The 26,851-nt window shown below is 57.2% G+C and carries 25 protein-coding genes, 3 tRNA genes and 2 rRNA genes; 18 read left to right on the top strand and 12 right to left on the bottom strand.

Translation table 11 applies throughout. The annotated features are described in order from the left end of the window. The first annotated feature begins 48 nt into the window (after window positions 1-48). From gyrA to rrf (HMPREF2779_RS07015), 11 genes are all read left to right on the top strand, one after another. Complete coding sequence (gene gyrA, locus HMPREF2779_RS07065; protein ID WP_105361181.1) at window positions 49-2,679, top strand: DNA gyrase subunit A; 2,631 nt, start codon at window positions 49-51, stop codon at window positions 2,677-2,679. Then, complete coding sequence (locus HMPREF2779_RS07060) at window positions 2,679-3,275, top strand: DUF3566 domain-containing protein (RefSeq protein WP_005508012.1); 597 nt, start codon at window positions 2,679-2,681, stop codon at window positions 3,273-3,275. Before gyrA ends, HMPREF2779_RS07060 begins: the two co-directional genes overlap by 1 nt. A 198-nt stretch (window positions 3,276-3,473) precedes the next feature. Beyond that, window positions 3,474-3,547, top strand: a tRNA-Ile gene (locus tag HMPREF2779_RS07055). Window positions 3,548-3,691: 144 nt separating this feature from the next. Continuing rightward, window positions 3,692-3,764, top strand: a tRNA-Ala gene (locus HMPREF2779_RS07050). A gap of 3 nt (window positions 3,765-3,767) precedes the next feature. Beyond that, window positions 3,768-3,884, top strand: a 5S ribosomal RNA gene (rrf, locus tag HMPREF2779_RS07045). A gap of 593 nt (window positions 3,885-4,477) precedes the next feature. Next, window positions 4,478-5,707, top strand: a complete 1,230-nt coding sequence (locus HMPREF2779_RS07040; protein WP_105361180.1) for an inorganic phosphate transporter — start codon at window positions 4,478-4,480, stop codon at window positions 5,705-5,707. A 2-nt stretch (window positions 5,708-5,709) separates the two neighbouring features. Then, entirely contained in the window at window positions 5,710-6,015 is a 306-nt protein-coding gene (locus HMPREF2779_RS07035; protein WP_070684768.1) for a hypothetical protein, read from the top strand. Window positions 6,016-6,065: 50 nt separating this feature from the next. After that, window positions 6,066-6,518, top strand: a complete 453-nt coding sequence (locus HMPREF2779_RS07030; RefSeq protein ID WP_012902638.1) for a DUF3349 domain-containing protein — start codon at window positions 6,066-6,068, stop codon at window positions 6,516-6,518. A 206-nt stretch (window positions 6,519-6,724) separates the two neighbouring features. Then, the gene (locus HMPREF2779_RS07025; protein ID WP_105361179.1) at window positions 6,725-7,924 is read left to right on the top strand and encodes an acetamidase; all 1,200 of its coding nucleotides are present in this window, start codon (window positions 6,725-6,727) and stop codon (window positions 7,922-7,924) included. Between the two features lie 91 nt (window positions 7,925-8,015). Continuing rightward, window positions 8,016-8,088, top strand: a tRNA-Ala gene (locus HMPREF2779_RS07020). Between the two features lie 3 nt (window positions 8,089-8,091). Beyond that, window positions 8,092-8,208: ribosomal RNA gene (gene rrf, locus HMPREF2779_RS07015) — 5S ribosomal RNA — on the top strand. A 315-nt stretch (window positions 8,209-8,523) separates the two neighbouring features. On the opposite strand, the gene HMPREF2779_RS07005 is transcribed toward rrf (HMPREF2779_RS07015), so the two are convergent. Then, on the bottom strand, window positions 8,524-8,859 hold the full coding sequence (locus HMPREF2779_RS07005) for a hypothetical protein (RefSeq protein WP_070684764.1): 336 nt from the start codon (window positions 8,857-8,859) through the stop codon (window positions 8,524-8,526). Window positions 8,860-9,032: 173 nt separating this feature from the next. On the opposite strand from HMPREF2779_RS07005, the gene HMPREF2779_RS07000 reads away from it, so the two are divergent. Together HMPREF2779_RS07000 and HMPREF2779_RS06995 are read left to right on the top strand one after the other, a co-directional pair. Beyond that, a complete protein-coding gene (locus tag HMPREF2779_RS07000) occupies window positions 9,033-9,560 on the top strand; it encodes a peptidylprolyl isomerase (protein WP_105361177.1) in 528 nt (175 codons plus the stop codon). Between the two features lie 155 nt (window positions 9,561-9,715). Next, entirely contained in the window at window positions 9,716-10,528 is an 813-nt protein-coding gene (locus HMPREF2779_RS06995; protein WP_070684762.1) for a rhomboid family intramembrane serine protease, read from the top strand. Window positions 10,529-10,865: 337 nt separating this feature from the next. Here the strand turns inward: HMPREF2779_RS06995 and HMPREF2779_RS06990 are convergent, their stop codons facing one another. The 5 genes from HMPREF2779_RS06990 to HMPREF2779_RS06970 all read right to left on the bottom strand — a co-directional run bounded on the left by HMPREF2779_RS06990 (window position 10,866) and on the right by HMPREF2779_RS06970 (window position 15,401). Next, on the bottom strand, window positions 10,866-11,684 hold the full coding sequence (locus tag HMPREF2779_RS06990) for a shikimate 5-dehydrogenase (RefSeq protein WP_105361176.1): 819 nt from the start codon (window positions 11,682-11,684) through the stop codon (window positions 10,866-10,868). Window position 11,685: 1 nt separating this feature from the next. Next, the gene (locus HMPREF2779_RS06985) at window positions 11,686-12,006 is read right to left on the bottom strand and encodes a glutaredoxin domain-containing protein (protein WP_049326839.1); all 321 of its coding nucleotides are present in this window, start codon (window positions 12,004-12,006) and stop codon (window positions 11,686-11,688) included. A gap of 539 nt (window positions 12,007-12,545) precedes the next feature. Beyond that, window positions 12,546-12,710: a hypothetical protein gene (locus tag HMPREF2779_RS06980; RefSeq protein ID WP_005508004.1), complete on the bottom strand. Its 165-nt coding sequence runs from the start codon at window positions 12,708-12,710 to the stop codon at window positions 12,546-12,548. Between the two features lie 435 nt (window positions 12,711-13,145). Beyond that, complete coding sequence (locus HMPREF2779_RS06975) at window positions 13,146-14,543, bottom strand: galactokinase (RefSeq protein ID WP_070684758.1); 1,398 nt, start codon at window positions 14,541-14,543, stop codon at window positions 13,146-13,148. A gap of 255 nt (window positions 14,544-14,798) precedes the next feature. After that, window positions 14,799-15,401: a TetR/AcrR family transcriptional regulator gene (locus HMPREF2779_RS06970; protein WP_049338650.1), complete on the bottom strand. Its 603-nt coding sequence runs from the start codon at window positions 15,399-15,401 to the stop codon at window positions 14,799-14,801. Window positions 15,402-15,692: 291 nt separating this feature from the next. On the opposite strand from HMPREF2779_RS06970, the gene HMPREF2779_RS06965 reads away from it, so the two are divergent. The 4 genes from HMPREF2779_RS06965 to HMPREF2779_RS06950 all read left to right on the top strand — a co-directional run bounded on the left by HMPREF2779_RS06965 (window position 15,693) and on the right by HMPREF2779_RS06950 (window position 19,728). Next, window positions 15,693-16,685 (top strand): biotin synthase, encoded by a 993-nt coding sequence (locus tag HMPREF2779_RS06965; RefSeq protein ID WP_105361175.1) that lies wholly within the window; start codon window positions 15,693-15,695, stop codon window positions 16,683-16,685. A gap of 249 nt (window positions 16,686-16,934) precedes the next feature. Next, on the top strand, window positions 16,935-18,677 hold the full coding sequence (locus HMPREF2779_RS06960; protein WP_105361174.1) for a cation:proton antiporter: 1,743 nt from the start codon (window positions 16,935-16,937) through the stop codon (window positions 18,675-18,677). A gap of 184 nt (window positions 18,678-18,861) precedes the next feature. Beyond that, window positions 18,862-19,374 carry a hypothetical protein gene (locus HMPREF2779_RS06955; RefSeq protein ID WP_070684752.1) on the top strand — a complete coding sequence of 171 codons (513 nt, stop codon included), beginning with the start codon at window positions 18,862-18,864 and terminating at the stop codon, window positions 19,372-19,374. Between the two features lie 15 nt (window positions 19,375-19,389). Beyond that, the gene (locus tag HMPREF2779_RS06950) at window positions 19,390-19,728 is read left to right on the top strand and encodes an ATPase (protein ID WP_070684750.1); all 339 of its coding nucleotides are present in this window, start codon (window positions 19,390-19,392) and stop codon (window positions 19,726-19,728) included. Between the two features lie 188 nt (window positions 19,729-19,916). On the opposite strand, the gene HMPREF2779_RS06945 is transcribed toward HMPREF2779_RS06950, so the two are convergent. From HMPREF2779_RS06945 to HMPREF2779_RS06920, 6 genes are all read right to left on the bottom strand, one after another. Then, the gene (locus tag HMPREF2779_RS06945; RefSeq protein ID WP_199774570.1) at window positions 19,917-20,435 is read right to left on the bottom strand and encodes a hypothetical protein; all 519 of its coding nucleotides are present in this window, start codon (window positions 20,433-20,435) and stop codon (window positions 19,917-19,919) included. A gap of 156 nt (window positions 20,436-20,591) precedes the next feature. Further along, window positions 20,592-21,365, bottom strand: a complete 774-nt coding sequence (locus HMPREF2779_RS06940; protein WP_105361173.1) for an HAD hydrolase family protein — start codon at window positions 21,363-21,365, stop codon at window positions 20,592-20,594. Between the two features lie 184 nt (window positions 21,366-21,549). Continuing rightward, a complete protein-coding gene (locus HMPREF2779_RS06935; protein WP_070684746.1) occupies window positions 21,550-22,404 on the bottom strand; it encodes a PTS system mannose/fructose/sorbose family transporter subunit IID in 855 nt (284 codons plus the stop codon). An 11-nt stretch (window positions 22,405-22,415) separates the two neighbouring features. Then, window positions 22,416-23,285 (bottom strand): PTS mannose/fructose/sorbose transporter subunit IIC, encoded by an 870-nt coding sequence (locus HMPREF2779_RS06930; protein WP_105361172.1) that lies wholly within the window; start codon window positions 23,283-23,285, stop codon window positions 22,416-22,418. Next, a complete protein-coding gene (locus HMPREF2779_RS06925) occupies window positions 23,282-24,262 on the bottom strand; it encodes a mannose/fructose/sorbose PTS transporter subunit IIA (protein ID WP_105361171.1) in 981 nt (326 codons plus the stop codon). Before HMPREF2779_RS06925 ends, HMPREF2779_RS06930 begins: the two co-directional genes overlap by 4 nt. A 673-nt stretch (window positions 24,263-24,935) precedes the next feature. Continuing rightward, window positions 24,936-25,805, bottom strand: a complete 870-nt coding sequence (locus tag HMPREF2779_RS06920) for a PRD domain-containing protein (protein ID WP_105361170.1) — start codon at window positions 25,803-25,805, stop codon at window positions 24,936-24,938. 253 nt (window positions 25,806-26,058) lie between these two features. Between HMPREF2779_RS06920 and HMPREF2779_RS06915 the strand changes: the two genes are divergently transcribed. Beyond that, window positions 26,059-26,802, top strand: coding sequence for a response regulator transcription factor (locus tag HMPREF2779_RS06915; RefSeq protein WP_005507990.1), 744 nt, complete (start codon window positions 26,059-26,061; stop codon window positions 26,800-26,802). Window positions 26,803-26,851 lie beyond the last annotated feature (49 nt).

Genomic DNA, 26,851 nt, shown 5'->3' with positions numbered 1-26,851 from the left:
TGCAGACTGGGGCATATGTTGATCGAGATATAAAGTAATGAGAAAGTTATGAGCGAAGAACACCAGAATGAGACTACCAAAGCTGAGGTTGTCAGCAATGGTGGCGCGGAAAGCGTAGACCACCACGGTCACATTGAACAGGTGGACCTGCAGACTGAGATGCAGCGTTCCTACCTGGACTACGCAATGGCGGTTATTATTGGCCGCGCCCTGCCGGATGTGCGTGACGGCCTCAAGCCCGTGCACCGCCGCGTGATCTACGCGATGTACGACGGCGGCTACCGCCCGGACCGATCCTTCAATAAGTGCGCCCGCGTGGTCGGCGACGTGATGGGTCAGTTCCACCCCCACGGCGATAGCGCTATCTACGACACTCTGGTGCGCCTGATTCAGAGCTGGATTATGCGTTACCCGCTGGCTCTGGGTCAGGGTAACTTCGGCTCCCCCGGTAACGACGGTGCTGCAGCGCCTCGATACACCGAGACCAAGATGGCTCCCATTGCCCTTGAGATGGTGCGTGACATCAACGAAGACACCGTTGATTTCCAGCCCAACTACGACGGCAAGTCCCTGGAGCCTACCGTTCTGCCCGCGCGCATCCCGAACCTGCTGGTCAACGGTTCTTCAGGTATTGCTGTGGGTATGGCGACCAATATCCCGCCGCATAACCTGCGTGAGGTTGCCGAGGGTGTGGAGTGGTTCCTGAAGAACCCGCACGCCACCAATGAGGAGCTGCTGAACGCGCTGATGGCGCGCATTAAGGGCCCTGACTTCCCCACCGGCGCACAGATTCTGGGCACCAAGGGCATTGAGGATGCGTACCGCACCGGTCGTGGCTCCATCACCATGCGCGCGGTGGTCAACGTGGAAGAAATCCACGGTCGTACCTGCCTGGTGGTCACTGAGCTGCCGTACCAGGCGAACCCGGATAACCTGGCGATTAAGATTGCTGAGCTCATCAAGGACGGTAAGGTTACCGGCATTGCGGATCTGCGCGATGAGACGTCGGGTCGTACCGGTCAGCGTCTGGTGATTGTGCTCAAGCGTGATGCTTCCCCGAAGGTTGTGCTGAACAACCTGTACAAGCACACCCAGCTGCAGGAGAACTTCTCGGCGAATATGCTCGCCATTGTGGATGGCGTGCCGCGTACCCTGTCCCTGGATGCGTTTGTGCGTCACTGGGTGGATCACCAGATGGACGTTATCGTTCGTCGTACCCGTTACCGTCTGCGTCAGGCGGAGGAAGAGGCGCACATCCTGCGTGGCCTGCTGAAGGCTCTGGACGCTCTGGATGAGGTTATTGCCCTGATTCGCCGCTCCCCCACCGCTGATGAGGCGCGTAGCGGCCTGATGGAGTTCCTGCAGATTGATGAGGCTCAGGCGCAGGCTATTCTGAACATGCAGCTGCGTCGTCTGGCTGCTTTGGAGCGTCAGAAGATTCAGGATCGCCACGATGAGCTGATGCGCATGATCGCTGAGTACAACGCGATTATTGCTTCGGAGACTCGCCAGCGCGAGATTATCTCTGAGGAGCTGGGCGAGATTGTGAACCGCTACGGCGATGAGCGTCGCACCCAGATTATGTACGGCTACAACGGCGATATGTCCATGGAAGACCTCATTCCCGAGGAAGAGGTCGTGGTTACGATTACTCGCGGCGGCTACATTAAGCGCACCCGCAGTGATCAGTACCGTAGCCAGCACCGCGGCGGTAAGGGCATTAAGGGTGCCTCCCTGCGCGGTGACGATGTGGTGGAGCACTTCTTTGTGACGACCACGCACAGCTGGATTCTTTTCTTCACGAATCTGGGTCGCGTGTACCGTGCGAAGGGTTACGAGCTGCAGGAAGCCGGTCGTGACGCGAAGGGTCAGCACATTGCGAACCTGCTGGAGTTCCAGGGCGGCGAGCATATTGCTCAGGTCATGGAGCTGAAGAGCTACGAGGATGCTGAGTACTTGGTCCTTGCTACTCGCGGTGGCATGGTGAAGAAGAGCCGCCTGAGCGATTACGATACGAACCGTACTGCCGGCCTGATTGCGATTAACCTGCGTGAGGGCGATGAGGTTGTTTCGGCGTTCACCGTGTCGGCTCAGGACGATATTCTGCTCGTGTCGCGTAACGGTATGTCGCTGCGCTTCCACGCTGATGATGCGTCGCTGCGCCCGATGGGTCGCTCCACTTCCGGTGTGACCGGTATGAAATTCCGTGAGGGCGACGAGCTGATTTCTGCGAATGTGGTCACTGAGGGCTCTTTCGTCTTCGTGGTCACTGAGGGTGGTTACGCGAAGCGTACGAGCGTGGATGAGTACCGCGTGCAGGGCCGTAACGGTTTTGGCATTAAGGTTGCTAAGCTAGTTGAGGATCGTGGCGCCCTGGTCGGTGGCCTCATTGTGGATGAAGAGGACGAGGTGCTGGTGGTTATGGCTAGCGGCAAGGTCGTTCGTTCGAATGTGAATGAGGTTCCCGCGAAGGGACGCGATACTATGGGTGTTATCTTTGCAAAGCCCGGTAAGGGCGATTCTATTATTGGTGTTGCGCGCAACCAGGATCGTCAGCTGGATGATAGCGACGATGAAACCACTGAGAACACCGAGGCTTCGGAGTCTTCTGAGGCGCCCGGTACGGACAACGAGGGTGAAGCGGCGGCTGCCGATCTCACCGCTACTGGAGGTAACTAATGAGCAGCACTCCCGCGAGCTCCTCTCCTGCGTCGGCACAGCGTTCGGCGTCGGCTGGCGCATCTAAGTCTTCGGGTGCGGCTAAGGCTGGCGCGCGTCGCCCGGCTCAGGCGCGTTCGGGCCAGGCTCGTCCTGGCGGTACCGCTAAGCGTCCTGCCGGCAAACGCCCTGTAAACGCTAAGCGTCCGACCGGTTCCCGCCGTCAGCTGGTGCGTCCGGCGCCGCGTTCTAAGATTCGTCGCGCACGTCTGGTGGTTCAGAAGGTTGATACTTGGTCGGTGGCTAAGCTGATCTTCCTGCTGTCTATTGCTTTGGGCATTGTGACTGTGGTGGCTTCGGTGATTCTGTGGCTGTTCCTGCAGGCTTCTGGCGCGTTTACCGGTGTGAACCAGCTGATTAGCTCGCTGGGTACCGGTTCGACCACTGTGGATATTTCGCAGATGATTTCGCTGGGTCAGGTTGCTTTGGTGACTACTATTTTTGCTGTGGTCAACACTGTGGTCTTTACTCTGCTGGGTATGATTGGCGCGATTCTGTACAACCTGGCTGCGAAGCTGGTTGGTGGCGTGACCTTGACTCTGAGCGATGAGTCCTAGTTTGTAGCTTTTGAGCTTTGTGTGCGGGCGGTGCTGTCTCTGGTGGAGGCGGTGCCGCCCGTTCTGCATACCCCACTCTGTATGCGCGGGAACCCCCAATATTAACATGTGATGCAGAACATGCTTTTTTGATTTGGTGTTACCCTCAAACACCTGTATAGTTATATCTCGTTCTACGGAAGAAATTCCGCAGAGGGAGGGCGTATAGCTCAGACGGTTAGAGCGCTTCGCTGATAACGAAGAGGTCCCAAGTTCGATTCTTGGTACGCCCACTCCACATTATGAAAGGCAATAATGAAGAAATTATTGATTCTTACTGTTCTTTCGTTTGTCACTGTGATGGTTCTGAAAAAGTACCAGAGCAATGAAGTCGTAAAGGCTTGGAAAAATAACTAAACAGTGGTTTCCGCTGAGACGGGGGCGTGGCGCAATTGGTAGCGCATCTGCTTTGCAAGCAGAGGGTTAGGGGTTCGAGTCCCCTCGCCTCCACTTTCCGGTGATTATAGCAAGAGGGAAACGCCTGGCTCCATTCCGAACCCAGAAGCTAAGACTCTTCGCGCCGATGGTACTGCACTTTTGTGGGTGTGGGAGAGTAGGTCATCGCCGGTTTATTTTTGAAATAGACCCCGTATTAAAAGATACGGGGTCTTTTGTTATGTCTGCTGATGCGAATCAGGGGATCCGGTATGGGTGCCTCGTGAAGCTAGTGTGTTGCGTGTGCTGCGGACTGGTGGCCGGGGTTGTTCCTTTTCGATGCTGAAGCGTGCGCCGCTACAGAAAACCCGCTGCCGCAGAGAACTTGCTCCGCCGAAGCCCCAGTACTGTAACCCCAGCTCTGTAAAACCCACAGGAGTATCCGGTGCGGGTAGCTTGGTGACCCAAATGAGGTCTGAATAATAAAGGTGTGTCACAAAAAGAAAGCTGGGAGGTTCCTGAAAGTGAACACTTGGTGAACACACTTTAGCCTATCGATGGATATAATCGCCCCTCTCCCCCACGCCTACGCTTAAGCCACATAAAACAACTTAAGTATTCTGTCGGGTGCACCTATTTTACTGCGGAATGTCAGCGTTTTTACTGTTGAAATATGGGCTCTATAGTAAAACCCTCATAAAAACCCGCTCAATACCGTGGGTTTATCTGTTATTTCGTGTTAATTCGGAATACTTTAGATTTCGCGAAAACCGACAGATAATTTTCTTGTGACTACAGAACTCATTATTCTCGTGATCGTGGTGCTTACCGCGCTCGCCTTCGACTTTACGAATGGCTTCCACGACACCGGTAACGCGATGGCAACCTCCATTGCAACCGGTGCACTGAAGCCTAAGACCGCCGTGGCGCTGTCTGCGTCTCTGAACCTTGTCGGTGCGTTCCTCTCTGTTGAGGTGGCACGCTCGGTCGGTAGTGGCATCGTGAACCTGGATCGTATCGATGTAACAACGGACGGTTCGGCGCTGATGCTCATCGTCTTTACCGGCCTGGTTGGCGGCATCCTCTGGAACGTTTTGACCTGGCTTCTGGGTCTTCCCTCCTCCTCGTCGCACGCTCTGTTCGGTGGCCTGATTGGTTCGGCTATTGTCGCGATCGGCTTTGACGGCGTGCAGTGGATGGGCGTTCTGTCCAAGATTATTGTTCCCGCGGTCCTCTCCCCCGTCATCGCAGCTATCGTGGCGGCAACCGGCACTTGGTTGGTCTACCGTATTGCTGCCCCGGTGGCTGATGATCGTAAGCACGGTGGCTTCCGTAAGGGACAGGTTGCGACCGCATCCCTGATGTCTCTGGCGCACGGTACCAACGATGCGCAGAAGACCATGGGCGTGATCTTCCTGGCTCTGGTTGCTTCGGGCACTCTGAGCAACGATGACGCGATCCCCCTGTGGGTGAAGGCTTCCTGCGCTATCGCTATTGCTCTGGGTACTTACCTGGGCGGTTGGCGCATTATCCGCACCCTCGGTAAGGGTATCGTTGAGGTAGACACCCCGCAGGGTGTTGCTGCTGATGGTGCATCCGCCGCGATTATTCTGACTTCTTCCCACTTCGGTATGGCGCTGTCCACCACTCACGTGGCATCCGGTTCGATTCTGGGTAGTGGCCTGGGTCGTAAGGGTGCTGAGGTTCGCTGGTACGTTGCTGGCCGTATGGTGGTTGCTTGGCTGATTACTCTGCCGGCTGCCGCTATTGTGGGTGCGCTGACCTGGTTGATTGGTCACGGTCTGAATACTCTGACCGGTACTCAGTTTGTTGGCGAAATGACCGTGTTCGCGTTGCTGATTATCTTCTGCTTCCTGATGTGGCGTCATTCCCAGAAGGACAACATTGACGCTTCGAACGTGACTGGCGACTGGGATGAAAAGGAAGGCGCTGCAGTCACCAGCGCTGAAGTCTCCCCAGAAGCTCAGACTCTTGCTACTGAGAAGGCAGGTTCGTAGCCATGCAATACGTGATTGACATTCTGGATAAGGTCATTCCGGTGCTCATCGCCGGTCTGTTCTTCGGCGCGGGCCTTCCGGTGCTGTATGCGTTGGGTCTGCGTCTGCTGGCTGGCCGTACCGAGTACACTGCGGACGGTAAGCTCGTTGAAATTGAGCCTCCGGGAACGGTGGCGAAGATTGCCGCGTCTTGCATTTTTGCTATTATCGTAGCAATCGTAATCATCGGTATTCTCTGGGTCGCTAAGGACTTTATCGACCACACTTTCGGCTGGAATATCTTCGGCGTAACCGGTGGAGGCCACTAATCCCGTGAACACTAAATTGCATATAATGACTGCTTCGAAGGAGGGACTCGATGCCTGATAAGAGCATGATCTCTCGAGTAATCGACTGGCTGAGCGTCGGGTATCCCAAGGATGTTCCGGTGCAGGACCGTGCGGCAGTGATGGCTATTTTGAAGATGCGTCTGACCGATGAGCAGCTGCAGGAAGTTGTTCGCCAGCTCATGCAGTCCCGTGCTGCCCGTGGTGAGGCGTACGTGAGTGACCAGCGCATTAACGAGTACATTCGTCGAGTGGTGGATCATACCCCGACCCCGCAGGATATTGACCGCGTCGCTAAGATTCTTGGTGCGCACGGCTTCCTGATTGCGGAGAATCACGTGAACGAGGACGCTGAGCCTACGGCTGGCGGTACCGAGTACGTGACCTACGATGATCCGACGACCGGCGAAATCCGTATCGCTGAGTTGGCTGCTGAGTCGGCTAATATTCCGGCTCCGAACGCTACGGCTGCGCAGGACGACTAAACAGCCTGCGGTGAGATCTGAGAACTCTCATGAAGTTTGTGACCTATGGGGTGGACTGAGTCCACCCCATAGGTTTTCTTTATGCCCTTGTGATTGATGCGCCGCGATTCTTCAGCAGGTGCAAGGGCGCGAGCGGTATTCTAGAGGGACTTCACTCCCCTCAAACCGCTGGTGGGCTTTACGCTCGCCCTCAATCTGGAGAATCTGTGTCTTCTTCACCTACCCTTGAACCCGAGAACTCTCACATTCTTGATACTTCTACCCCGGGAGCCTCTCAAGGCTTTTCTGAGGCGGCATCCGTTGCCGCTGAGGACGCTGTTGCTCAGACCCCCTCTACCCGCGTAGATGCCGCTAAAGAGTCTATTGCTGGGCAGGCGCGCCGCCTCGTGATGCCCCGCCGTTCCCTGCTTCTGACCGGCGGCGTGGCCGCCGCCGCCGGGGTGCTTGCCGCAATGCCGCAGATTGCCGCCACCGGTGTGCTGGGCGAGGATGCAGCGGTGGTGGTTTCAACGGAGAAGCTGTTGGCGCGTCGTGAGCGTCTGGTGCGTGAAAATATCGATACCCGCTACCTGAAGATTGAGTCGCTGGGGCGTATTTATGTGGGTCAGGGGCGTCGTGAACAGGATCTGCGCCTGGTGGGTTCTTTCTCCCTCACCGAGGCGGCACAGGCCGATTTGGCGGCGGCTGCTACAGCGCTGACGAACCTGTCTGTCTACGGTTCTCTGCATCGGCTGAGCGTCACCTATGGCGGTGTGGACTTGGCGAATGATCCGCAGAATGTTGCCAATACGGTGACGAATGAGCCGGTGAGCCCGCTGCGTGTGAATGAATCGGCAATCCTAAACGAAGAGCAGTGGCTGAAGGTGCTGACCGCTAACGCGGCGTTGGGAACTAATGCGAGCTACGCCCAGGTGGGTCTGCTGGCGGATGAGCTGCGCCTGAATGCTGTGGTGATTGATGAGAACTATGAATCCCTGATGAAGCGTTTCCGTACTCTGGCTGAGCTGGATTTGAAGAACGAGCGGGTGCAGCAGATTCACCTGAATATTCAGTTGGCTCCGGAGAAGGCGCTGAGCCTGCCCTCGGGTGCGCAGTCGAAGATTTCGGTGAGTGTTGCCGAGTCTTCGCGCGTGGCAACGGTTTCTGATGTGCTGTCGAAGGCTGCGACGAAGAAGGAACTGAACACCTTGGCGTCGTTCTCGCTGGTGTGGAATGCTCGTGAGAAATATCCGTCGGCGAGTCAGTGGGATGGACTCAAGCTGGGTTTCACGGCTCCTGAGTCGAAGGAGGAGTCTGCGAAGGAGGCACAACGCACTGCGGTTCGTAAATATCTGCAGGAAGTGAGTGGTCCCTTGCAGGCTCTAACGAAACGGGAGGCGACAGTGCCGGGTGAGGTGATTACCTAAGCCCCTCAGAGGTGTGATGGGTCTAACTAAAAAAATACGCCTGAGGATTTGGTGAAGCCACAAAAGGTGTTATAGACTAGTAAAGCACCGCGGGGGCGTGGCGCAATTGGTAGCGCATCTGCTTTGCAAGCAGAGGGTTAGGGGTTCGAGTCCCCTCGCCTCCACTTTCCGGTGATTATAGCAAGAGGGAAACGCCTGGCTCCATTCCGAACCCAGAAGCTAAGACTCTTCGCGCCGATGGTACTGCACTTTTGTGGGTGTGGGAGAGTAGGTCATCGCCGGTTTATTTTTGAACCGAGAACCCCATGTCGAAAGACATGGGGTTCTTTGTATATCCGGGTATGTTTGTATATTCGGGTATGTCTGGGAAATACCGCAGGGTGCACCCCCGGGGCATATGCACGGGGATATTCAGCGCTCTATCTCTAGCGCCTCCTCTCTCCCCCTTTCCTTCCCCCCCCCAAAAAAGAACAAACAAAAGCCGCCCGCCAGAGTAAAACTCTAGCGGGCGGCTATCTTTCATAAAGCGCTCTCTTACGCCGCTAGCGGCGCCTCAGAAAGCTATCTCAGGATGCCTCAGAAGAAGGATGCGGGAACGCTTATGCGTTCTTCCAGGGGTCCTCCACAGGACGAGCTGCGTTGTAGGCTGCGGCGCCTGCAACACCCAGGGCAACCAGCAGGCCCAGGAATGCCAGGCCCTTACGGGGGCGCTTGCCGCCGTTACGCTCAATGCGAGCCAGTTCCTTCTCAGCGGAGCGAACGGTCTTTGCAGTAGCCTTACGAGCCTTGTTCAGGGCCTTCTTGTTGCCGGTCAGCTTCTCAGCGAACATCTCAGCGGTCTTACCTTCCAGCGCGGACTCAACAGCAGCCAGAGAAGAGACAATAGCCTGAGCCTTAGCAGCCTTGCGTGCCTTACGCTTCTTGCAGCAGAACATGGGGTGACCTCCATCGGTTGAAATGCGCCAGCGACCAGAAAACGCCGCCGCGCGCGTAGTGTTCACCTCTCAGGATATTCAATTCCCGCCCAAAAAGCCCGCCCAACGGTGCGCCCGGGGCGAAAAAACATGTTAGATGGCGAATGAGCACCGCCCCGTGCCACAATAGAGCCATGACTAATGCAACTGCTAAGGCAACTATCCACACTAACTACGGTGACATCGTCGTCGAGCTCTTCGGCAACCACGCACCGCTGACTGTTGAGAACTTCATCGGCCTCGCTGACGGCTCCCGTCAGTGGAAGCACCCCCGCACCGGTGAAATCGTGAACACCCCCCTGTACAAGGACGTCGTGTTCCACCGCATCATCAAGGACTTCATGATTCAGGGTGGCGACCCCCTGGGCATGGGCGTTGGTGGCCCCGGCTACCAGTTCAAGGACGAGATTCACCCCGAGCTCTCCTTCTCCAAGCCCTACCTGCTGGCAATGGCTAACGCAGGCCCCGGCACTAACGGTTCTCAGTTCTTCATCACCCCCGTTGAGACCCCCTGGCTGAACGGCCGCCACACCATCTTCGGTGAGGTTACCGACGAGGCATCCAAGAAGGTTGTTGACGCTATTGAGGGCGTTGAGACCGGCTTCCAGGACCGCCCGGTCAAGGACGTTGTCATCTCCTCGATCGACATCGAAAAGCTCTAATAAACCCCATCAGAAGGCTCATACGAGCATTCTGCTGAAGGTGTTGAGAAAACACGTATAGTTCAGGGGCCCGCCAGGATTTTTCCGGTGGGCCCCTGCGCTTATATGCCCCCACACCACCCCGGTTGATCCGGTACACAACCCCTGGAGGTTCAGTGGAGAACTTTCCCAACTACGCAGGCTACGGGCAGACCCCCACCGTCTGCGTCAACCACCCCAACCGCGTTAGCTACGCCCAATGCAAGCGCTGCAACCGTACCGTCTGCGGCGAATGTCAGACGGCACAGGATGCGGGTGTAGTCTGCCCCGACTGCTACCGTGACCTCAATGGAGGCGCCTCGAGCCCGACGCGTTCCTTCATCGCCCGTCACTGGCATATTACGTACACGCTCATTCTGATTAACGTCGTGGTGTACGGTCTGCAACAGATTATTCCATTCCGTTGGGTGTATAACCTCGGCATGATGTCGGGTCCCCGTGTTCACCATGGTGAGTACTACCGCTTGATCACGCACGGGTTTGTGCACTCGCAGAATGACCCGATGCACATGGTGTGGAACATGATTTACCTCTTCATCTTCGGTGTATCTCTCGAACGCATGATGGGGCGGTGGAAGTTCCTCTTCGTATATATGGCTGCTACCTTGGGCGCTGGCCTCAGCGTGTACATCTTCGCCTACTACCGCGGCGCCGTGGGCGCCTCAGGCGGTGTGTACGGCCTCTACGGTGCCTTCTTCGTGATCCTGCTTCTCAGGAGGCAAAAGGACACAGCACGCCTCTTTATGCTGCTCATCGGCATTGGTGTGGTGCAGAGCCTCTTCCAACCGAATATTTCCCACGCGGGACACTTTGGCGGTCTTGTCAGCGGCGCACTAGCAACCCTGCTGATTATCCCGTTCGTGAAGAAGCCCGAGTCCTCGAATCCGCCGCCGCAGAGCCCGCTGCAGTGGCTCAATGGAAGGTATTGAACCCGAAAAACCGCGGAAATTCGCCGCAGAAGAGGGTTATCCACAGAGGTTTTCCACACTGTGCATAACTACATTCGTGTAATTCCACGATTGTGAGTACATGTTAAAAACCTGTGGATACAGGCTAAAACAACCGAATTACACAGGGTGAATTACACGGATGTAAGAGTTTTCCCCAGATTTCTCCACAGATGTGGAAAACCTTAAATACCAGGGTGTGTGTAATTACAAAAAAATCCGGTGCTACGCACCAACAAAAAGTGCCCGGAAGGATCAACCTTCCGGGCACTTTTACGTATCGAGCCCCTCACGGGGTGAAGAAACAGCGGGCGCGAACCTAGTTCGCCTGAGCCTCCGCCTCCTCAACCTCCTTGGGGGTGAGCTCCACGCCGGTGTACAGGCGGAACTGCTCAGCAGCCTGCAGAGCAATCACCTCGCCGCCGTGAATAACTTCCTTACCCGCCGCGCGAGCCGCACGAACCAGCGGAGTCTCAACGGGCATCGCCACTACGTCAAAGACTACCTGCGCCTCAGCAATAGCCTCCTGAGGGTAGGACAGCTCCTCGCTCTCCTCACCGCCAGCCATGCCAATCGGGGTCACGTTTACCAGAATCGGCGCTCGCAGGTTGCCCACCTCCGGCGCCCAGGCGTACTCGTAACGCTCAGCCAGCGCGCGACCGGTCTCCTCGTTACGGGCAATAATCATGCCCTGCGAGAAGCCCGCTTCAAAGAACGCGCCAGCCACAGCCGCAGCCATACCGCCCGAACCGCGCAGCAGGAACGGCAGAGACGGATCCACATTATGCGAACGCAGCAGGGAAGCCACCGCAATCACATCCGTGTTGTACGCCTTCAAGAAGCCGTCAGTGTTCACAATCGTGTTCACTGCACCAATAACCGCAGCCGAGTGGTCCATATCGTCCATCAGCGGGATAACAGCCTGCTTAAACGGCATAGACACCGAGCAGCCACGAATACCCAGAGCACGCACGCCGGCGATAGCACCCTCAATATCGGTGGTGGTCATCGCCTTGTACAGGTAATCCAGACCGTGCTTCTCGTACAGGTAATTGTGGAACTTAATACCGTGATTCGATGGGCGACCAGACAGAGAAATGCAGACCGTCGTATCGCGGTTCAGCGCCGGGCGAGCCATCTTAAGCCTCGCCGCCAGAGTTGAGGGTGTTCTCAATCAGCTTCTTCACCTTGTTGCGGCTCACCAGGTCAGCGACCACAAAGTGGGTGTCGCCGGTATCCACGGTGGGGACGGTCGCGTTGCCGTCGTTGAGGGACTTCACGTGCGCCTCAGCCTGCGGATCCTCCCAAATGTTGACCCAGGTAGCGTGGTCGCCCAGCTCGCCCAGCTTAGAATCCAGAGCCTCGCAGTAGGGGCAGCCGGGGCGCCAATAAATGACGACGCCGCCATCCTTCATGACCTCGCGTGCCTTCTGCTGATCGGACTGCTGACGTTCAAACATAGTTCCTCCATAGACGGGGTGCTCCGCGGTCTTCAGGAGGCACTGAAACCTACCTGAGGGCGTAGCTCAATAAGTTGACATATCAAGCATAGCCTGAGGTTACAGGGGCAGGGGAGAGGTCCTCATAGGGCGAACGCCCGCACCGCACTCCCATAGCCCGTGCAGCACTCCCGCAGAAGCCTTCACCTTGCGCTCCAGAAGCCTCCGCCCCGCCCCAGAAGCTTTTACCCTGCGCATTAACGGCATACGCCCCACACCAAGGTTGCCGGACCAATGATGCGGGGCGTATACAGTTCGCGAGAAAGCGCGAGTACTTGTGCTGAGTAAGAGTAAAAGAAGAGTGAAAACAGGCTACCAGGCGGTAACCGAAGCTGAGCAATATGCCGAGTGAGTCGGTGAATGAAAGAACCCAGGCGGGGCAGAACGCCCCATTATTTGAGAGAGATGTTGAGTGAAAGCCTGTAATGCACACCCAGGGAAATGGCGCCCTACCCCATGAGGAGGCGAGGCAGGGCGCCCATCCAAAGGAGGCTGTCGCCTTACTTGCCGAACTTCTCGGTCAGCTTGGAGACGTTCTCGGTCACGACCTCTTCAACCTTGGCAACATGCTCGTCGGTGACGATCTCCTTGCCAGCCTTCTCGTTGATGACTTCCTGAGCCTTGTCGAGGCCCTGCTCAACGGTACCCTTGATATCGAAGCCCACGGGGGCCTCCTTTCTGCGCTTTTGCGCTCTAAAGCCTCACTCTTGGTGAGGTACCTGCCCGGGGTGGGCAGAAAACTGGAGTGTGATGCTTTGGTGGACGAAACCTGCAAGCTGGGCTTGTATGTGACGGTCGAACCCAGTGTAGATGCTATCCATATGCCGGACTATGCGCATCGAAACTTTACAGCTCACGGATTGCGTCCGTCGATAAGTGTACATACCCGCGAAGGCAAGGAAAACCACCCTCAGAAAACGTGGCGCCACTTTTGACCAACGACCAAAAAAATTATGGCTTATCAGCGCGTTATTACGGGGGATAACCGGAGGAAAATTGCAGAAACTCGCAGGAAACTTCCAGCTATGAATATTGTTCAGACCTCGAAAAAACGCCCCTATGACACCCCGCCGATTTATGACAGACCCCAGCGCCCAACCCTACAACACCGGAATATCCGTAGGATCAGCGCCCGCAGCCCAATCATGAGACGCCGCAAAACCAGCAACCATCGGCAAAAAACGAGGCGCCGCATAGCCGCGCACAGCATATGCAGTAGCCACCGCATCCGCGGCAGCTTCCAGCTGAGAGGTCGGAATCAGCGCCATCACCGCGCCACCAAAACCGCCACCCACAATACGGGCACCCAACGCGCCCCGATCCAGGCACACCTGCACCGCATCATCAATCTCAGGGCGAGAAACGCGCAACTCATCACGCATCGACACAAAAGACTCCGTAAAAATACGGCCCGCCTCCTCAAACGCCGCGCAACCCAACTCATCAGCATGCTGCAACAGATAGCTCGCACGACCCACCAGAGTCATATCGTGGAACGCATGACGCACCCAACCACGCGGGAACGAACACGGACGACCCGCGTCCTCCAGAGCATCCAGGGCACGATTCACCGAAGAATCCACCAAATCAGCACGCCACGCCTTCGCAGCACGCGCATCCATACCCGCACACGACAAATCCTCCGGTAGGGCATCACGCAAAAAACGCAGACCCAAAGCGTCAGCGCACGCCTCAGATGCCGCACGACGAGCCGCAAAACCGCCATCCGTCAGCTCATGCGGAGTGTTCGTATCGATCACCAAAAAACTCAAGCCATGCTGGGCAATATCCACCGCAACCGGCTCAACCGAAAAATCACGGAAATCAATCACCAGAGCCTGCTCCGGATACGAACGCAACGACGCCGTCTGATCCAGGCCACCCGTATGCGCGCCAGCCACCTTATTCTCAGCCGTAATACACACCTGAGCCAGACGCGCACGCAACGCATCACTATCAGCCGGGGTAGCATCCGCCTGCGGGCACTCCTCACGCACCGGACACGAGAGCTCCAACAACGCCAACGCCGTCGAACACTCCAAAGCCGCCGAAGACGACAAACCGCCACCCACCGGAACACGAGAATTAATCAGCAGGTCAGCACCAAACTCATCGGGCAGCATAATATCCCTGCCGCCCTCCTGATTCATCGCCCACGCAACACCCGCCACATAGGTGAACCAGCCCTTCAAATGACCCGGCTGAATATCGCGAATCACAACCGTGCGCTCATCGCCGGGCATCTGCAAAGAAGCCGCGCGCAACACACCATCACGACGCAACGCACCCGCCACATAGGTGCGGTACGGCAACGGCATCGGCAGACACGAGCCACCCAAAAAATCAATGTACTCGCCCAAAAGATTCAGACGCCCAGGCGCAGACCACACACCATCAGGCTCATAACCATACGCAGTAATAAACTCCTCACGCACGCGCGCAATCTCCGCGCTATGGTCCGGAAGAGCCGCCCACTGGGCGGTAGCGGTCATCGACATGGAACACCTCTGATAAAGCCCAACAGGGCACTAAGACATAAACGACACCCTGCCCACAGCCATGCACTCCGGATGCAAGCACGTGTCACCTCTAGACTAAAGCAGAAAACCAGCGAACATCGACTCAGCCACCAAACCGCACCGGTATCAGCACGCGGCAGGGCAGTCAAAGCCAGCGCATGCAAAAGCCCCGCACCCCATAAGGGGGCACGGGGCAACATACATAACTAATAAACCAAAAGAAGGGCTAAGCGATTACGCATCCTGCGTATAGGGCTCCTGCACCACCATCATCGTGTCAATGGCAGAAAGCAGATCCTGACGGTAACGGTTAAACGCATTCTCAATCAGGGGAACATCGCCGCTCGCCACAGCCTCCTGCGGAGAAATCAGCGGCAGAGTCTGATACTCCTCCACCAGGCTCAACGCAATATGCGTCAGCAAACGAGCACGACGCAGCGCCTCCGCATGACCCAAACCAAGCGCCTGGAACTCATGAGCCATCGCCACCACAGGCTTCAACTCACGCGGGTGCAGAGCCAAGCTCAAACGCACCACCTCAGGGCACTCACGAATCGGGTACAACAGAGAGAACAGAAGATCACCGCGGCGAATCATCGAAGCGCGAATAGCCTCCGGATTCGGCTCAGCCTCCTCAGACATCGACTTCGGGGCACGAGCCAGAATGTAATCCGCCAACAGAATCAGAAGCTGCTGCTTATTCTTCACGTGGTAGTACAGAGCGCCGGGAGCCACGTGAAGCTCCTGAGCAAGGCGGCGCATGGAAAGGTCCGCCAAACCGTAGGTCGCCAAGACCTCGTAGGCGGTATCTAGAATCTTTTCACGGGAAAGTACCACCCTATCATTTTAGGGTGTTCAAATCTGTAACGTGAGCAAGATGCACCCCGCGGCAAACAAAAACCGTGCAAATACGCGGCACAGCCTCAAAAATGAATGTTGATTCTCACTCAATCAGAGCGAACGTTTCGCGTTTCACAAGCACTTTTGCCACCAAAAACACTCCAGCACGCACAGAATAGGTAGCCGCCCACGCTCTCGGCATAAAATCACGTCTTAAACCGCCCAAAACCGCCAAGACAGGTAAACCTCGCGGGCGCACGCCCCAAAATCAGGTGTTTAATATTCGGTATGAGCAATGCATTTTCTGAACTAATCGAGCGCGCCACTGCAGGCGAAGGCCTCAACCGCGAAGAAATCCACACCCTCCTCGTGGATGGTGAAGGCCAGGACTTCGCCCTCATTGAGGCAGCCTCCGTCGTGCGCCGCAACGAATTCCGCAACATGATTGCGATCCACACCGAAGACGAAGCACTCGCCGACGCCCTGGGCACCCGCTCCATCGCCGTGGACTCCTACGAAGTACTGGATATCTCCCGCGATATCGACTCCGAAGAACTCGCGGCAACCATCGAACGTATTGCTGAATCCTCCGCCATCGGCGTGACCGTACTACTGCCCGAAAATGCAGTACCCATGATGCTGATGCGCGTGCTGTCCATCCTGCGTCTGGCGGCACCCGCCAAGGTCATTCACCTGCCCGAAGGCTACGAACAGTCCCTGCGCTCGCTGACCTCCCTCGCAATGCACGTCGTCAGCGCCATCACCATTACCGACGACATTGAGCAGTGGCCGATGGTCAACGAGGTACTCAAGGCACTGCGCCACGGCGGCATCGTCATCTCCGGCACCGGTGGACGCGACGCCCTCGCAGGCTACCTGCGTTACCTCTCCGACCTGGGCGTGGACCTCATGGGTCACCGCGACGCACGCGGCTCCGCCTGCGGCTCGGTCGACGGTGGCGGCTGTGGCTGTGGCTCGGGTGGCTGCGGTAGCCACGAGGAGCCGGCACCTTCTGCCGGTGGTTGCGGTTGCGGCTCGGGCGGATGCGGTTCCTCCGCTGAAGCTCCGGCTGAGTCTCACGGCCACTCCCACGGTGGTGGCGGTTGCTGCGGCGGCCACGACGAGCCGAAGGAAGAGCAGGGTGGCTGCTGTGGCGGCCATGACGAGCCGAAGGAAGAGCAGGGTGGCTGCTGTGGTGGCCATGACGAACCTGAACCGATCGTGGAGGAAGCTCCCGCTGGCGGTTGCGGCTGCGGTGCTGGTGGATGCGGCTCTAAGTAATCCGCTAGAGGTAGCCACCCCAAGCAATATATTCCAAATATAGAATTTTCCCCTGAATAACCTGCTGAAAAGTGAGGATATTCAGGGGAAAACTCTATATTCCACATAAAGCATTAGGCTTAGAGGTAAACAACGCCACAATAAACGCTGCAGAACCCCCATATCCGAAAAGCGGAATGAGCCCCTCCGGTAGAGTAGAAAGACGTAGCCGACTAACCCTAGCCGTGCGAAAGGAACAACACCGGACCAATGCTTTACCTCTCCGTTATTGTCATCATCCTGATTGCGACCGTGTTCATGGTCAGCGTCGGTGATCGACTCAACCTCCCCTGGCCGGTCATGATGACACTGCTCGGCACCGCCGCGCTCTTCATCCCCAACCGACCGGATCTTACTATCGACAGCGACATCATCCTGCCGATCTTCCTTCCGCCGCTACTGTGGGCCATCGGCGTTAAATTCTCCTGGGGCACCCTGCGCCGCCGCTGGAGATCCGTACTGCTCTACTCGGTCCTTCTCACCGCCGTCTCCGCCCTGGCAATTGCCGGCGCAGCCATGTGGTGGGTCCCCGGCATGACCATCGCCGTCGCCCTTGCCGTCGGTGCCGCCGTCTCCCCGCCCGACCCCGTCGCCGTGGAAGCAGTGGCTGAGCCCGTCGGCATTCCCCGCCGCCTTATCGGCACCCTGCAGACCGAAGGTAGCTTCAACGACGCTATCGCAATCGTTCTCTTCCACGCCGCAATCCACTCCATGACCAGCGGTCACCACACCGAGCCGCTCTCGGTCGCCAAAGACTTCGTGCTCGGCTCGATCCTCGCGGTCATTATTGGTTATATCTTCGGCTGGCTCGGCGGCTACGTTCGCCAGCGCGCCCACGACGTGGTCACCAGCAACGCCGTGACCCTCGTGATCCCCTTCGGCGCCTACCTCGCTGCTGAAAGCGTGCACGCCTCCGGCGTTATTGCCGTGGTCATCGGTGCTATCCAGTTCACCAGCACCAAATACATGGCGGCACTCGAAGCGGAAGAACGCCTCTCCTCCACCTCCTTCTGGCAGATTATTGAGTTGCTCATGACCGGTGTCGCTTTCGGCCTCATCGGCCTGCAGGCAAGTAGTATCATCGCCACCGCCGACCCCTCCCGTATCGCAAGCCTCTTCGCTGACGGTGCCCTGGTCGCACTGGTCGCCATCCTGGTGCGCCTCATATGGTTCACCATCGTCTGGCTGGCAGGACGCAAGAACCCCATCCACGAGGGCGCCCCCGAAAGCTTCGCCGAAGTTATCGTCATGACCTGGTCCGGCATGCGAGGCCTCGTGACCCTGATTCTTGCCCTGTCCATCCCCGTGGTCAACGGCACCGAACAGGTCCGCCAGGATGCCATCGTCATGATGCTCTCCGTGCTCTTCTTCACCCTCGTGCTACCCGGCCTGACCCTGCCCATGCTCGTGAAGGTCCTTGGCGTGCGGGCTAACCACGAAGAAGAAACCGCCGTACCCGAACTGCTCAAGATCGCGCAGGTCGCAGCCCTCGAGGCGCTGCAGGCTGAAGCGAAGGCAACCACCGACCCTGAGACCTACGCCCGCGTGAAGGAAATGTGCTCCGCCATTACCCGCCGCGACGAAATCAGCGAGGCACTGCCCGAAGAATACAAGCAGCACATGGAGAAGCTTAAGGACAAGAGGAACGACTTCGTGCGCCTGCGCGACGCCGCCCTCGTCGCCGCGCAGAACGAGGTTATTGCCGCACAGGACCGCTACGACTCCCACGACGTGACCCGTGTGGTGCGTAAGCTGGACATCCTGGCGCAGGCAGAAAGCATCCGCTCCTCCGGCATGTTCATTCTTCCCGCCATGACCGCCGGCGCGGTCGCCATGGAACGCTACAACCTCTGGAAGAAACACCAGGGCACCCTGAGCACCCGCGCAATCCCCGTGGTGGAAAACGCGCCCGCCTCGCCCCTGGTCACCAACGAGGTAACCCCCACATCCTAGCCGGTACCTGCACCGCGTGCATGAACGTTACGTTTCTGCCCCTGCCTACGCCACCGAGATAAGCCCGTTGGTCTTTAGCTCACAGGCGATAGACAAGGGCAGAAGCAGATTAAGCCTCAACTATCACCTAAAATGAGAACCGAACGTTAGCTCTCTCAAACTCACGAACACTTTGAAAGTAGACATGGATTTCAAGACTCTCTCGCCTGCGTACCTGACCTCCCTCTGCGTAATTTTTTGCGGCGCGCTCTTGATCGGAACCTCCAACCCCTGGCTCCTGTGGCTCGGCTGGATCCTTCTAATTCTTGCGTTGGGTCTGAATGTCCTTGCCTTTGTGCTGTCCGTGGGTAAAGCGAAGGGTGACCCGACCCCCGCACTGGTGACCAACCTGGACGGTCTTGAGTCCTCCGTTGAGAACCGCATCCGCGAGCGCTCGGAGCACCCCCGTGAAGAGCGTGAAGCTGCTGAGCACGAGGCAGTTGAGCACGATGCTGCGGCGCAGGCTAACCAGGAAGTAGCTCCCGCTGAGGTGGCTGAGACCGTTGAGGTGACCGAGCCCGCTGAAACTGCAGAGGTCCGCGAGGAAGAGCCCACCGAATCTCAGCCGATTGTTGATCGTGCCCCCGGCCATATGAGCGTTCTGCCCTCGCGTCCCCGTTCGGGTCGTGCCCCCAAGCCCCGCTCCAACGCACGCTAGGTAGGTAGGTCGGTAGTGAATACGAAGTTTTTGCTTTCCCCGGCGTACCTGGTTTCTGTTGCCCTGATGCTTTTCGGTGCGGTGCTTTCCGGTGGTCGGTTCATGCTGATCGGCTGGATTCTGTGTATTGTGGGTGTCTGCTTGAACGCCATGACCCTGGTGGTGCTGACGAATCGCGAGCAGTTGTACACCATGGAGGCGAAGGCTGCCCGAGGCACCCGCCGTGGCTTTGATGACCGCCCCGCTGTGGTGCAGCGTGTGGACGACGCCCCGGCTACTGACGAGGCTGACGTAGAAGCCACCGAGGAAGCCGCAGAAGAGCCCGTTGAAGCACCCGTGCAGAAGATCAACTAGGGTGTAACCCCCCTAAGACGTAAAAGACCCCCGCAGAGAATATCTGACGTGAATAAAAGACCGTAACCGCCCCCGTGCAGGGGAGTGGTTACGGTCTTTTGTTGTGCTTGAACGCTCACCTCGACTAACGCTCCTCGAATACTTTTGTCTTTTGGGAGAGGGAGGGGTGAGTGAGCGCAGCGGGGTCTTTAGCGCTGAGTACCCAGCTTCTGCGCCGCGAAATCCGCGTACTCCTGCACGTGCGCGCAAGCCTGCTTGGTCAGCGCTTTATTCTCATCCAGGATGCGCGCCGACTGCGCAGCCATCAGCTCCAGGTACTGGCGGTCGCGGGTCTTCTTCCATGCGGTGCGTGCCGCCTCCAGCTCCGCGAAATCGTTGAGCGCCTGACGCTGCATCGTGTAGCGGACCCACATGAGCACCAGAATCAGCACCAGCGGAATGAGGCACGCCCAGCTCTGCCACAGCCCGTACAGTGCCGCCGCAATGGCACCCAAAACAATCAGCACCGGGGAGATAGAGACGATGGGGGAGTCCGGGCGGTTCTTCTGGTTCTTCACGAGCGATTCACGCGCCATAGCGCGGAAGGTATCAGAGAAGCTGGACGGGTCGTAAGACTGGGCAGAATCGGCCTGCTGGCTCTTCTGAGACTGATCCTTGCCGGGCTGACCCTTGCTGGACTGATTCTTTGGGGGTTGAGCGGGGCACATAGAAACCTCACGGGGATACACGGGGAGTACGGGAAAGCGGGTGTTTCACGTGAAACGTGGGAGTAAGCGGCGAGTACGCGCGAGAGAAGCGGCGAGCACACGGAAGTGGCTGGCAGGCTCAGTGCTCGCCGCGCCTGAACGCCGCCTCGGCAGCTTCTACAGGGAAGCCTCAATAAACTCGTACGCCTTATCCACACAATCGGTGGTGACAGCCTTAACCTCATCGGGGGAGTAGTTGAACGACGCCGAACGGTCAGCGTAGCGGTGCATGTCGATATCGTTCCACGAATCACCAATCGTATGCACCTCATAGGAGCTACCCGGATGCTCCGACTGCAGGTACTTCACCAGATGCTGCAGACCGGTGCCCTTCGTGCAGGCGGGCGGCACAATATCCAGGAAATCCTGGTTCTTGTGGCAGTCCACCGAATCACCAAAACGCTCCAGAATCCAGGTGTACGCCGCCTCGCGAACCTGAGCATCCGGAATCCACAGGGGCACGCCCACGTACTCGTGGTTCTGCAGGTCATCAGCCGGCAGGGGAGTGAACTCCGGCAGAATATTCGTAGATGAACCCACCCGGTCGCAGAGGCTGTAATCGTTATCCAGGGTGGTCGCGAACAGTGCCACGCCGTCCACGGTGCTGAAATGCTCGTAGCACGCCTGCACAACACTCACCGGAAGAGGCTGATGGTAAATCACCCGGTACTTCCGGTCGGTAATCACCGCACCCGTGTACAGCACGTGGTAGTCAAAGCGGATGGCGGTCGGGTTCAACGCCAGCTGAGTAGCAAAAATGCTCTTGCCCGTGCACGAGACCGCCAGGTTACCCTCCGCCTGCCAGCGGGCAATCGCCTGCTCATTGGCAGGCTCTACGGCACGGTTAAACAGGATCGTGCCGTCCAGGTCGAAAGCCATCAACTTGGTCATAGAAACTCCTTCGCGGGAGGGCTGCATTGCCGCGAATTGTGCGCCGCAACCGATAGAAAACGCCCATGAAAAACGGGGGTGCCGCCGGTACTTTTAAGTGTACCGACCACACCCCCACCACTTGAGACAAGCCCCCGAATCTCACGCCTTCACTGAAGGGTGAAAGGGCTCATCCCTCAGATTTTTAGAGAGCCAGGAAGCCCAGGTACGAACCGAGGATACCCACGGCAAACAGAGCGAAAATCAACCAGATAGCGTTGACCTTCTTCTTCAGTAGCCACATGCACAGGAAGCACAGACCCAGCGACGCAAGGCCCGGTAGCAGATCGTTCAGCACCGACTGAACGGTCACATCCACCATCGCGCCAGCCTGGTTCTTGTAGCTGGTTAGCGGCAACGGAATGTTCACGCTCGTCCAGCGGTACACCAGCGCACCCATCACGAACAGACCCATCACGGAAGCGCCCTGAGTGATCTTCTGCAAGGTGTTACCGCCCGCCTCAGTCACAATCTGGGTACCCTTCTCGTAACCGTACTTGAAGCCGTACCAGCGGGTCGCCCAACGAATCGCGGTCAGGCCGAAGAAGAACAGCAGCGGGCCCAGAATATTACCGGTCACCGCCAAGGAAGCACCCAGAGCAGCCAGCACAATACGTGCGGTACCCCAGTAAATCGGGTCGCCCACACCAGCCAGCGGGCCCATCAGACCCACCTTCACGTTGGTGATAGCAGCCTCGTCAATGTCCTTACCGGCTGCCTTCTCACGCTCCATTGCAGCGGTCACACCCATAATCGAGGATGCAACCCACGGCTGGGTGTTGAAGAACTCCAGGTGGCGGGTCAGCGCCTCCGCCTGGTCTTCCTTCTTGGTGTAGAAGCGCTTAATAGCCGGAATCATGGAAACCGCGAAACCGATGGACTGCATACGCTCGAAGTTGAACGAACCAAGCAGGAAAGTGGAGCGGATGTAGGTTTCGACCTTATCGCGCTGGGTGAGCTCGGGAACTTCAACGAGCTCGACGTTCTTGTTCTCAGTCATGATGATGTTCCTTACTCGAGCTCGTTATCGAGGTCGTTTGCTGCGGCTGCCGGTGCTGCGGCGGGTGCCTCACTCTTATGGAAGAGCGGGTTCAGCTGGGTGTACAGCAGACCCAGGCAGGCGCCCACAATACCGATAGCAACCAGGTTGAACTGTGCCTGACCGGACAGGGTTGCGACGAGGTCCTTCGCGCCCTCGGTACCAGCAATCGAAATCGACTGGGTTGCCGGGATAGCGGCGGCGGCAATGAAGCCGAGGAAGAAGAAGGGCATGAGAGCCTTCGAACGCATCATGTTGATGACCATTGCGAAACCGACCACGGTAATCATGCCACCTGCGATACGCAGACCAACGGTCACCTCGGTGGGGATCATATTCAGCAGGCGGGTCAGCTCTTCGGAGCTAATCAGTGCCACAATAGCGGTCGGGATAGCCACACGCAGACCCTGCAGAGCCATACCGCTAATGTGCATCAACTCAATACCGCGGAAGTTCGCGGTCTTCGCGAAATTATCAGCCTGATGCTGGAAGAACACCGTAATGGTACGGACGAAAATGGTCAGAACCTGACCTGCCGCCGCCAGCGGCACAGCAATAGCAATACCGGTGGTGATGTCCTGGTGACCCTGAATCACAACAACAGCGGAGATGGTGGATGCCAGAGCCGAGTCGGGAGCCATCGCCGCACCGACGTTCATCCAGCCCAGTGCGATGAGCTCCAGTGCGCCACCGAGCATAATGCCGGTAGTCGGGTCACCCAGCGCACAACCCATCAGGGTACAAGCAACCAGGGGTCGGTGGAACTGACGCTCGTCCACCACGGATGCGACGCCCGCAATGAACGCCACGAGAACAACGAGAATAAACGTCAGGGCGCTCATGCGTCCAGGCCTTTCTGCTTGAGGGTCTTTTCCAAATCAACCGGGGAGTGGTTGGGTAGCTGCTGCACCGTCAGCTTCACACCGCGCTTAATGAGTTCGCGGTAGGCTTCCAGATGCTCCTCGGAGGCGTACACTGCGTCCGAGAGCTGAACCATGCCGGTCTTGAAGGTGACGCCACCAACGTTCACTTCGTTGATCTTGACGCCTTCGTCGAGCAGTCGAACTACGTCAACGGGGGATTCTACGACGAACATGGTCTTCATGCCGGTGTACTTGGGGTTGTTGTACACGCGGCCAGCCTTAGCGATGTCCAGGACGTTGGTCTTCACGCTGGTCGGCGCGACCTGCAGCAGCAGGGACTTGCGCAACTGATCGTGTGCCGCATTATCGGATGCCGCGATGAAGGTCTGCGGTGCGATATGCGGAACCCAGGTGCCTGCCACCTGACCGTGAATCAGGCGGGAGTCGATGCGGGTGAAGATGGCGTCCATGGTGCCGCCGGGAACCTGCTGAGCAGCCGGAACCTCAACCGCCTTGGTCTCTGCGGGCTTCGCCTCGGCGGGCTTGGCGGCTGCGGGCTGGTTCGCCTCCTGGAAGGAGCGAATACCCTTAGTGCCAGCCTTGTGCGCCTTAGCGACCAGGGACTTGAGGGTTGCGTTCTTACGGCCTGCACCGGAGATGACCTCAATAAGCATCGGTACGTTGACACCGGAGACGACGTCGACGCCCTCGCGAGTGGCTGCGAACTGCGCACCGGCGTTGTAGGGGCTACCGCCGAAGAGGTCGACCAGCAGCAGGGTTTCTTCTGCTTCAGACGCCTCAACGATGCGGGTGTATTCTTCGACGAGATTTTCGGGGCCCTGACCCGGCAGGAACGTGACCGGGTGGACGTTTTCGAAGTTACCGAGGATCATGCCGGCGGTCTTCAGCAGAGCCGGAGCCGACTCGCCGTGTGCCGCCACAATGATAGTGACCATAGTGGTCCTCTCGTGTTCGTGACATGGTGTGTAGTGGCCCCGTGAAGGGCCTAATAATTCTCAGATAGTAACACGTTGTTTTTGTGTTTTGTGGGTTTTTTCTGAGCATGCACGCTTTAGGTTCTTGTGACATTTTTTCACGTGTTGGAATATGGGTTTTTGATGTCAAAACACATATTTATTGCCAGGGTGTAAAAAATTTAAACAGAACACTGAAAAAGGTTGCCAAGGCGAAGGGTGAGGCGTTATTTTTGTGAAATTTCAGGAATGACGGCATCTTGTAAGCGGGCTGACGAGGTGCTTGAGTCGGGATATTTGGGCTGCGACGGTGTAAGAAAATGATTTACAAAGAAAATATCGAACGAAAAATGGATACACGAATCAAAAGATGTGGGATTAATAAACAATCCACATTTGTCTGAGGTCTGTCCACAGAATGGTATTTCTGGAATATGCCGTTATAAACCGTCATTTCAAAATTTAAATCGACGCGCTAACGCGCGAAGAAAAACCCAGGAAAACGACAATTTAGTGACAGGTTGTATATATAAATAACAACCCACCTTTAACGGCCACGTTCTGCCCGGCGCGCCCTACCCAAACCTGGATACAGAAAAGCGGCCGGAGTACCCTCCAACCGCTTTCACCGCTGCATTTTTTGGAAGCACAAACGCTAAGCGTTAATGCCCCACATATCCCGCGCCAGACGCGCAATATGAATCGTCAAATACGTCAACTCATCACGAGTCAGGCTTTGCTTCAGCTGCATCTGCAGTACCAGCAAAACCTTCTGTGCACACGCGTAGGCGCGCGGCGCATCCGCACGAAGAGCCGCCAACAAACTCGGCTGCGACACCTCATCAGCATCCTCCGCGCGATTTGCGGAGGCGCGGCTCGCCCGCACAAACAGGTACCGCAGGTGCGTCACAAAACGTGCCGCACTCATCGAGTCCGGGTCGAGCTTCCGCTCGTAGCTTGCCTCAATAATTTCAAAAACCTGCGCGAAAACCTCGGTCATGCGGAATGCCTGAGACATGTCCGCCGTCGCAAATTGCGCATTGACCAGGTGCAACGCCAAAGGAATAGCTTCGTTCGGGTCCAGCTCAACCTGCAGGCTCTCGCGAACCATCGCCAACACCGTGCGGCCGTACTCCACCTCGCGCGGGTAGAGAACAGTCACCTCCGGGGCGAGCGGATACTGCACCCGCACCCCGTCACGCGCACGAACCACCGCATAGTGCAGGTGATCAGCCAGCGGAAGAATAAACGAGTTCGACAGCTCCAGTGCACCCTCGGCGCGCACCTTCGACTCTAAAAGCGTGGCAATCGACAGAATCTCCGCCGGAATCTCAGACAGAGTCATACTAAGGTGCTCACCCGACATGCCCTGCTCTGGAACAAAGGTCTGCTCCACCGCAGACGGGTCAATCAGCTGACCCTTACGCTTACCAAAAGCAATGCCGCGACCAATCATCACGGACTCCTTGCCGTAATGATCCACCGTGAGGACAACATTATTGTTATAAATACGGCTAATGCGCATGTGTCATCCTCCTTCGCGGGTGTTGGGTCGCCGGAACAGAAACGGCAAAATCAAAAGATACGCAAAGGTGATTGAGTGTTACCTAAGCTAGTACAAATTCTACCGAAAGTTTGAAGCCGTCATGAAGGGGTAATGCGCAAATGCGGGGTAAAGCTGTGTCTCAGCTGTGGTGCGGGCAAGCATTCCATAAGTTTGCGGCTGAAAACCGGCTCCCGCCCCGCCACGAATCCTAAATCGCGATACCCTTAATCACATGAGCAGCAAAGCAACCGAAATCGCAAAGAACCTTCCCGCGCTAGAGCACCCGGACGGTAGTCCCATCCGCGCCCTCGTTGTTGACGACGAAGAGATGCTCAAAGAACTCGTCAGCATGGGCTTGAAAATGATCGGCTGGGAGGTGCAGTCAGCAGGCGACGGCCCCTCCGCGCTCGCGATTGCCCGCGATTGGCGCCCCGACGTGCTCGTGCTGGACATTATGATGCCAGGCTTCGATGGTCTGGAGCTGCTATCCCGTATCCGCAAGTTCTACCCCGAAGTTCCCTGCCTCTTCCTGACCGCTAAGGATTCGGTCGATAACCGTATCGAAGGCCTTGCCGCCGGTGCGGACGACTACGTGACCAAGCCCTTCTCAATGGAAGAAGTGATGATTCGTCTGCACCGCCTGGTGCAGCGCTCCGGTGTTGCCGCCATTGACGACGCTGAGCTGGTCGTCGGCGATCTGGTGCTGAATCAGGATACCCGCGAGGTGACCCGCGGTGGCGAGCAGATTAACCTCACCGCAACACAGTTCGACCTGCTGCGCTACCTTATGGAGAACGCGAAGCGCGTGGTCTCCAAGAGTCAGATTCTCGATAACGTCTGGAACTACGACTTTGGCGGCCAGGCAAATATTGTGGAGCTGTACATCTCGTACCTGCGTAAGAAGATTGACGTGGGTCGCGAACCGATGATTCACACCGTGCGCGGTGCTGGTTACGTGCTGCGTCCCGCTGTATAGTTTTATTCTCTGCTCTTCATATGGCGCGGTATAACACCCGGTTATACCG

Origin of the sequence: Rothia sp. HMSC069C03, from assembly GCF_001811075.1 — a bacterium.
GTDB lineage: Bacteria > Actinomycetota > Actinomycetes > Actinomycetales > Micrococcaceae > Rothia > Rothia mucilaginosa.
The sequence above is the reverse complement of the archived record's forward strand: the minus strand, read 5'-3'. Positions and strand labels throughout refer to the sequence as shown.

Coding starts and splice junctions, on each gene's coding strand:
- gyrA (WP_105361181.1), top strand. CDS start 49: ATGAGCGAAGAACACCAGAATGAGACTACCAAAGCTGAGGTTGTCAGC.
- HMPREF2779_RS07060 (WP_005508012.1), top strand. CDS start 2,679: ATGAGCAGCACTCCCGCGAGCTCCTCTCCTGCGTCGGCACAGCGTTCG.
- HMPREF2779_RS07035 (WP_070684768.1), top strand. CDS start 5,710: ATGCAATACGTGATTGACATTCTGGATAAGGTCATTCCGGTGCTCATC.
- HMPREF2779_RS07030 (WP_012902638.1), top strand. CDS start 6,066: ATGCCTGATAAGAGCATGATCTCTCGAGTAATCGACTGGCTGAGCGTC.
- HMPREF2779_RS07005 (WP_070684764.1), bottom strand. CDS start 8,859: ATGTTCTGCTGCAAGAAGCGTAAGGCACGCAAGGCTGCTAAGGCTCAG.
- HMPREF2779_RS07000 (WP_105361177.1), top strand. CDS start 9,033: ATGACTAATGCAACTGCTAAGGCAACTATCCACACTAACTACGGTGAC.
- HMPREF2779_RS06990 (WP_105361176.1), bottom strand. CDS start 11,684: ATGGCTCGCCCGGCGCTGAACCGCGATACGACGGTCTGCATTTCTCTG.
- HMPREF2779_RS06985 (WP_049326839.1), bottom strand. CDS start 12,006: ATGTTTGAACGTCAGCAGTCCGATCAGCAGAAGGCACGCGAGGTCATG.
- HMPREF2779_RS06975 (WP_070684758.1), bottom strand. CDS start 14,543: ATGTCGATGACCGCTACCGCCCAGTGGGCGGCTCTTCCGGACCATAGC.
- HMPREF2779_RS06965 (WP_105361175.1), top strand. CDS start 15,693: ATGAGCAATGCATTTTCTGAACTAATCGAGCGCGCCACTGCAGGCGAA.
- HMPREF2779_RS06960 (WP_105361174.1), top strand. CDS start 16,935: ATGCTTTACCTCTCCGTTATTGTCATCATCCTGATTGCGACCGTGTTC.
- HMPREF2779_RS06955 (WP_070684752.1), top strand. CDS start 18,862: ATGGATTTCAAGACTCTCTCGCCTGCGTACCTGACCTCCCTCTGCGTA.
- HMPREF2779_RS06945 (WP_199774570.1), bottom strand. CDS start 20,435: ATGTGCCCCGCTCAACCCCCAAAGAATCAGTCCAGCAAGGGTCAGCCC.
- HMPREF2779_RS06940 (WP_105361173.1), bottom strand. CDS start 21,365: ATGACCAAGTTGATGGCTTTCGACCTGGACGGCACGATCCTGTTTAAC.
- HMPREF2779_RS06935 (WP_070684746.1), bottom strand. CDS start 22,404: ATGACTGAGAACAAGAACGTCGAGCTCGTTGAAGTTCCCGAGCTCACC.
- HMPREF2779_RS06930 (WP_105361172.1), bottom strand. CDS start 23,285: ATGAGCGCCCTGACGTTTATTCTCGTTGTTCTCGTGGCGTTCATTGCG.
- HMPREF2779_RS06925 (WP_105361171.1), bottom strand. CDS start 24,262: ATGGTCACTATCATTGTGGCGGCACACGGCGAGTCGGCTCCGGCTCTG.
- HMPREF2779_RS06920 (WP_105361170.1), bottom strand. CDS start 25,805: ATGCGCATTAGCCGTATTTATAACAATAATGTTGTCCTCACGGTGGAT.
- HMPREF2779_RS06915 (WP_005507990.1), top strand. CDS start 26,059: ATGAGCAGCAAAGCAACCGAAATCGCAAAGAACCTTCCCGCGCTAGAG.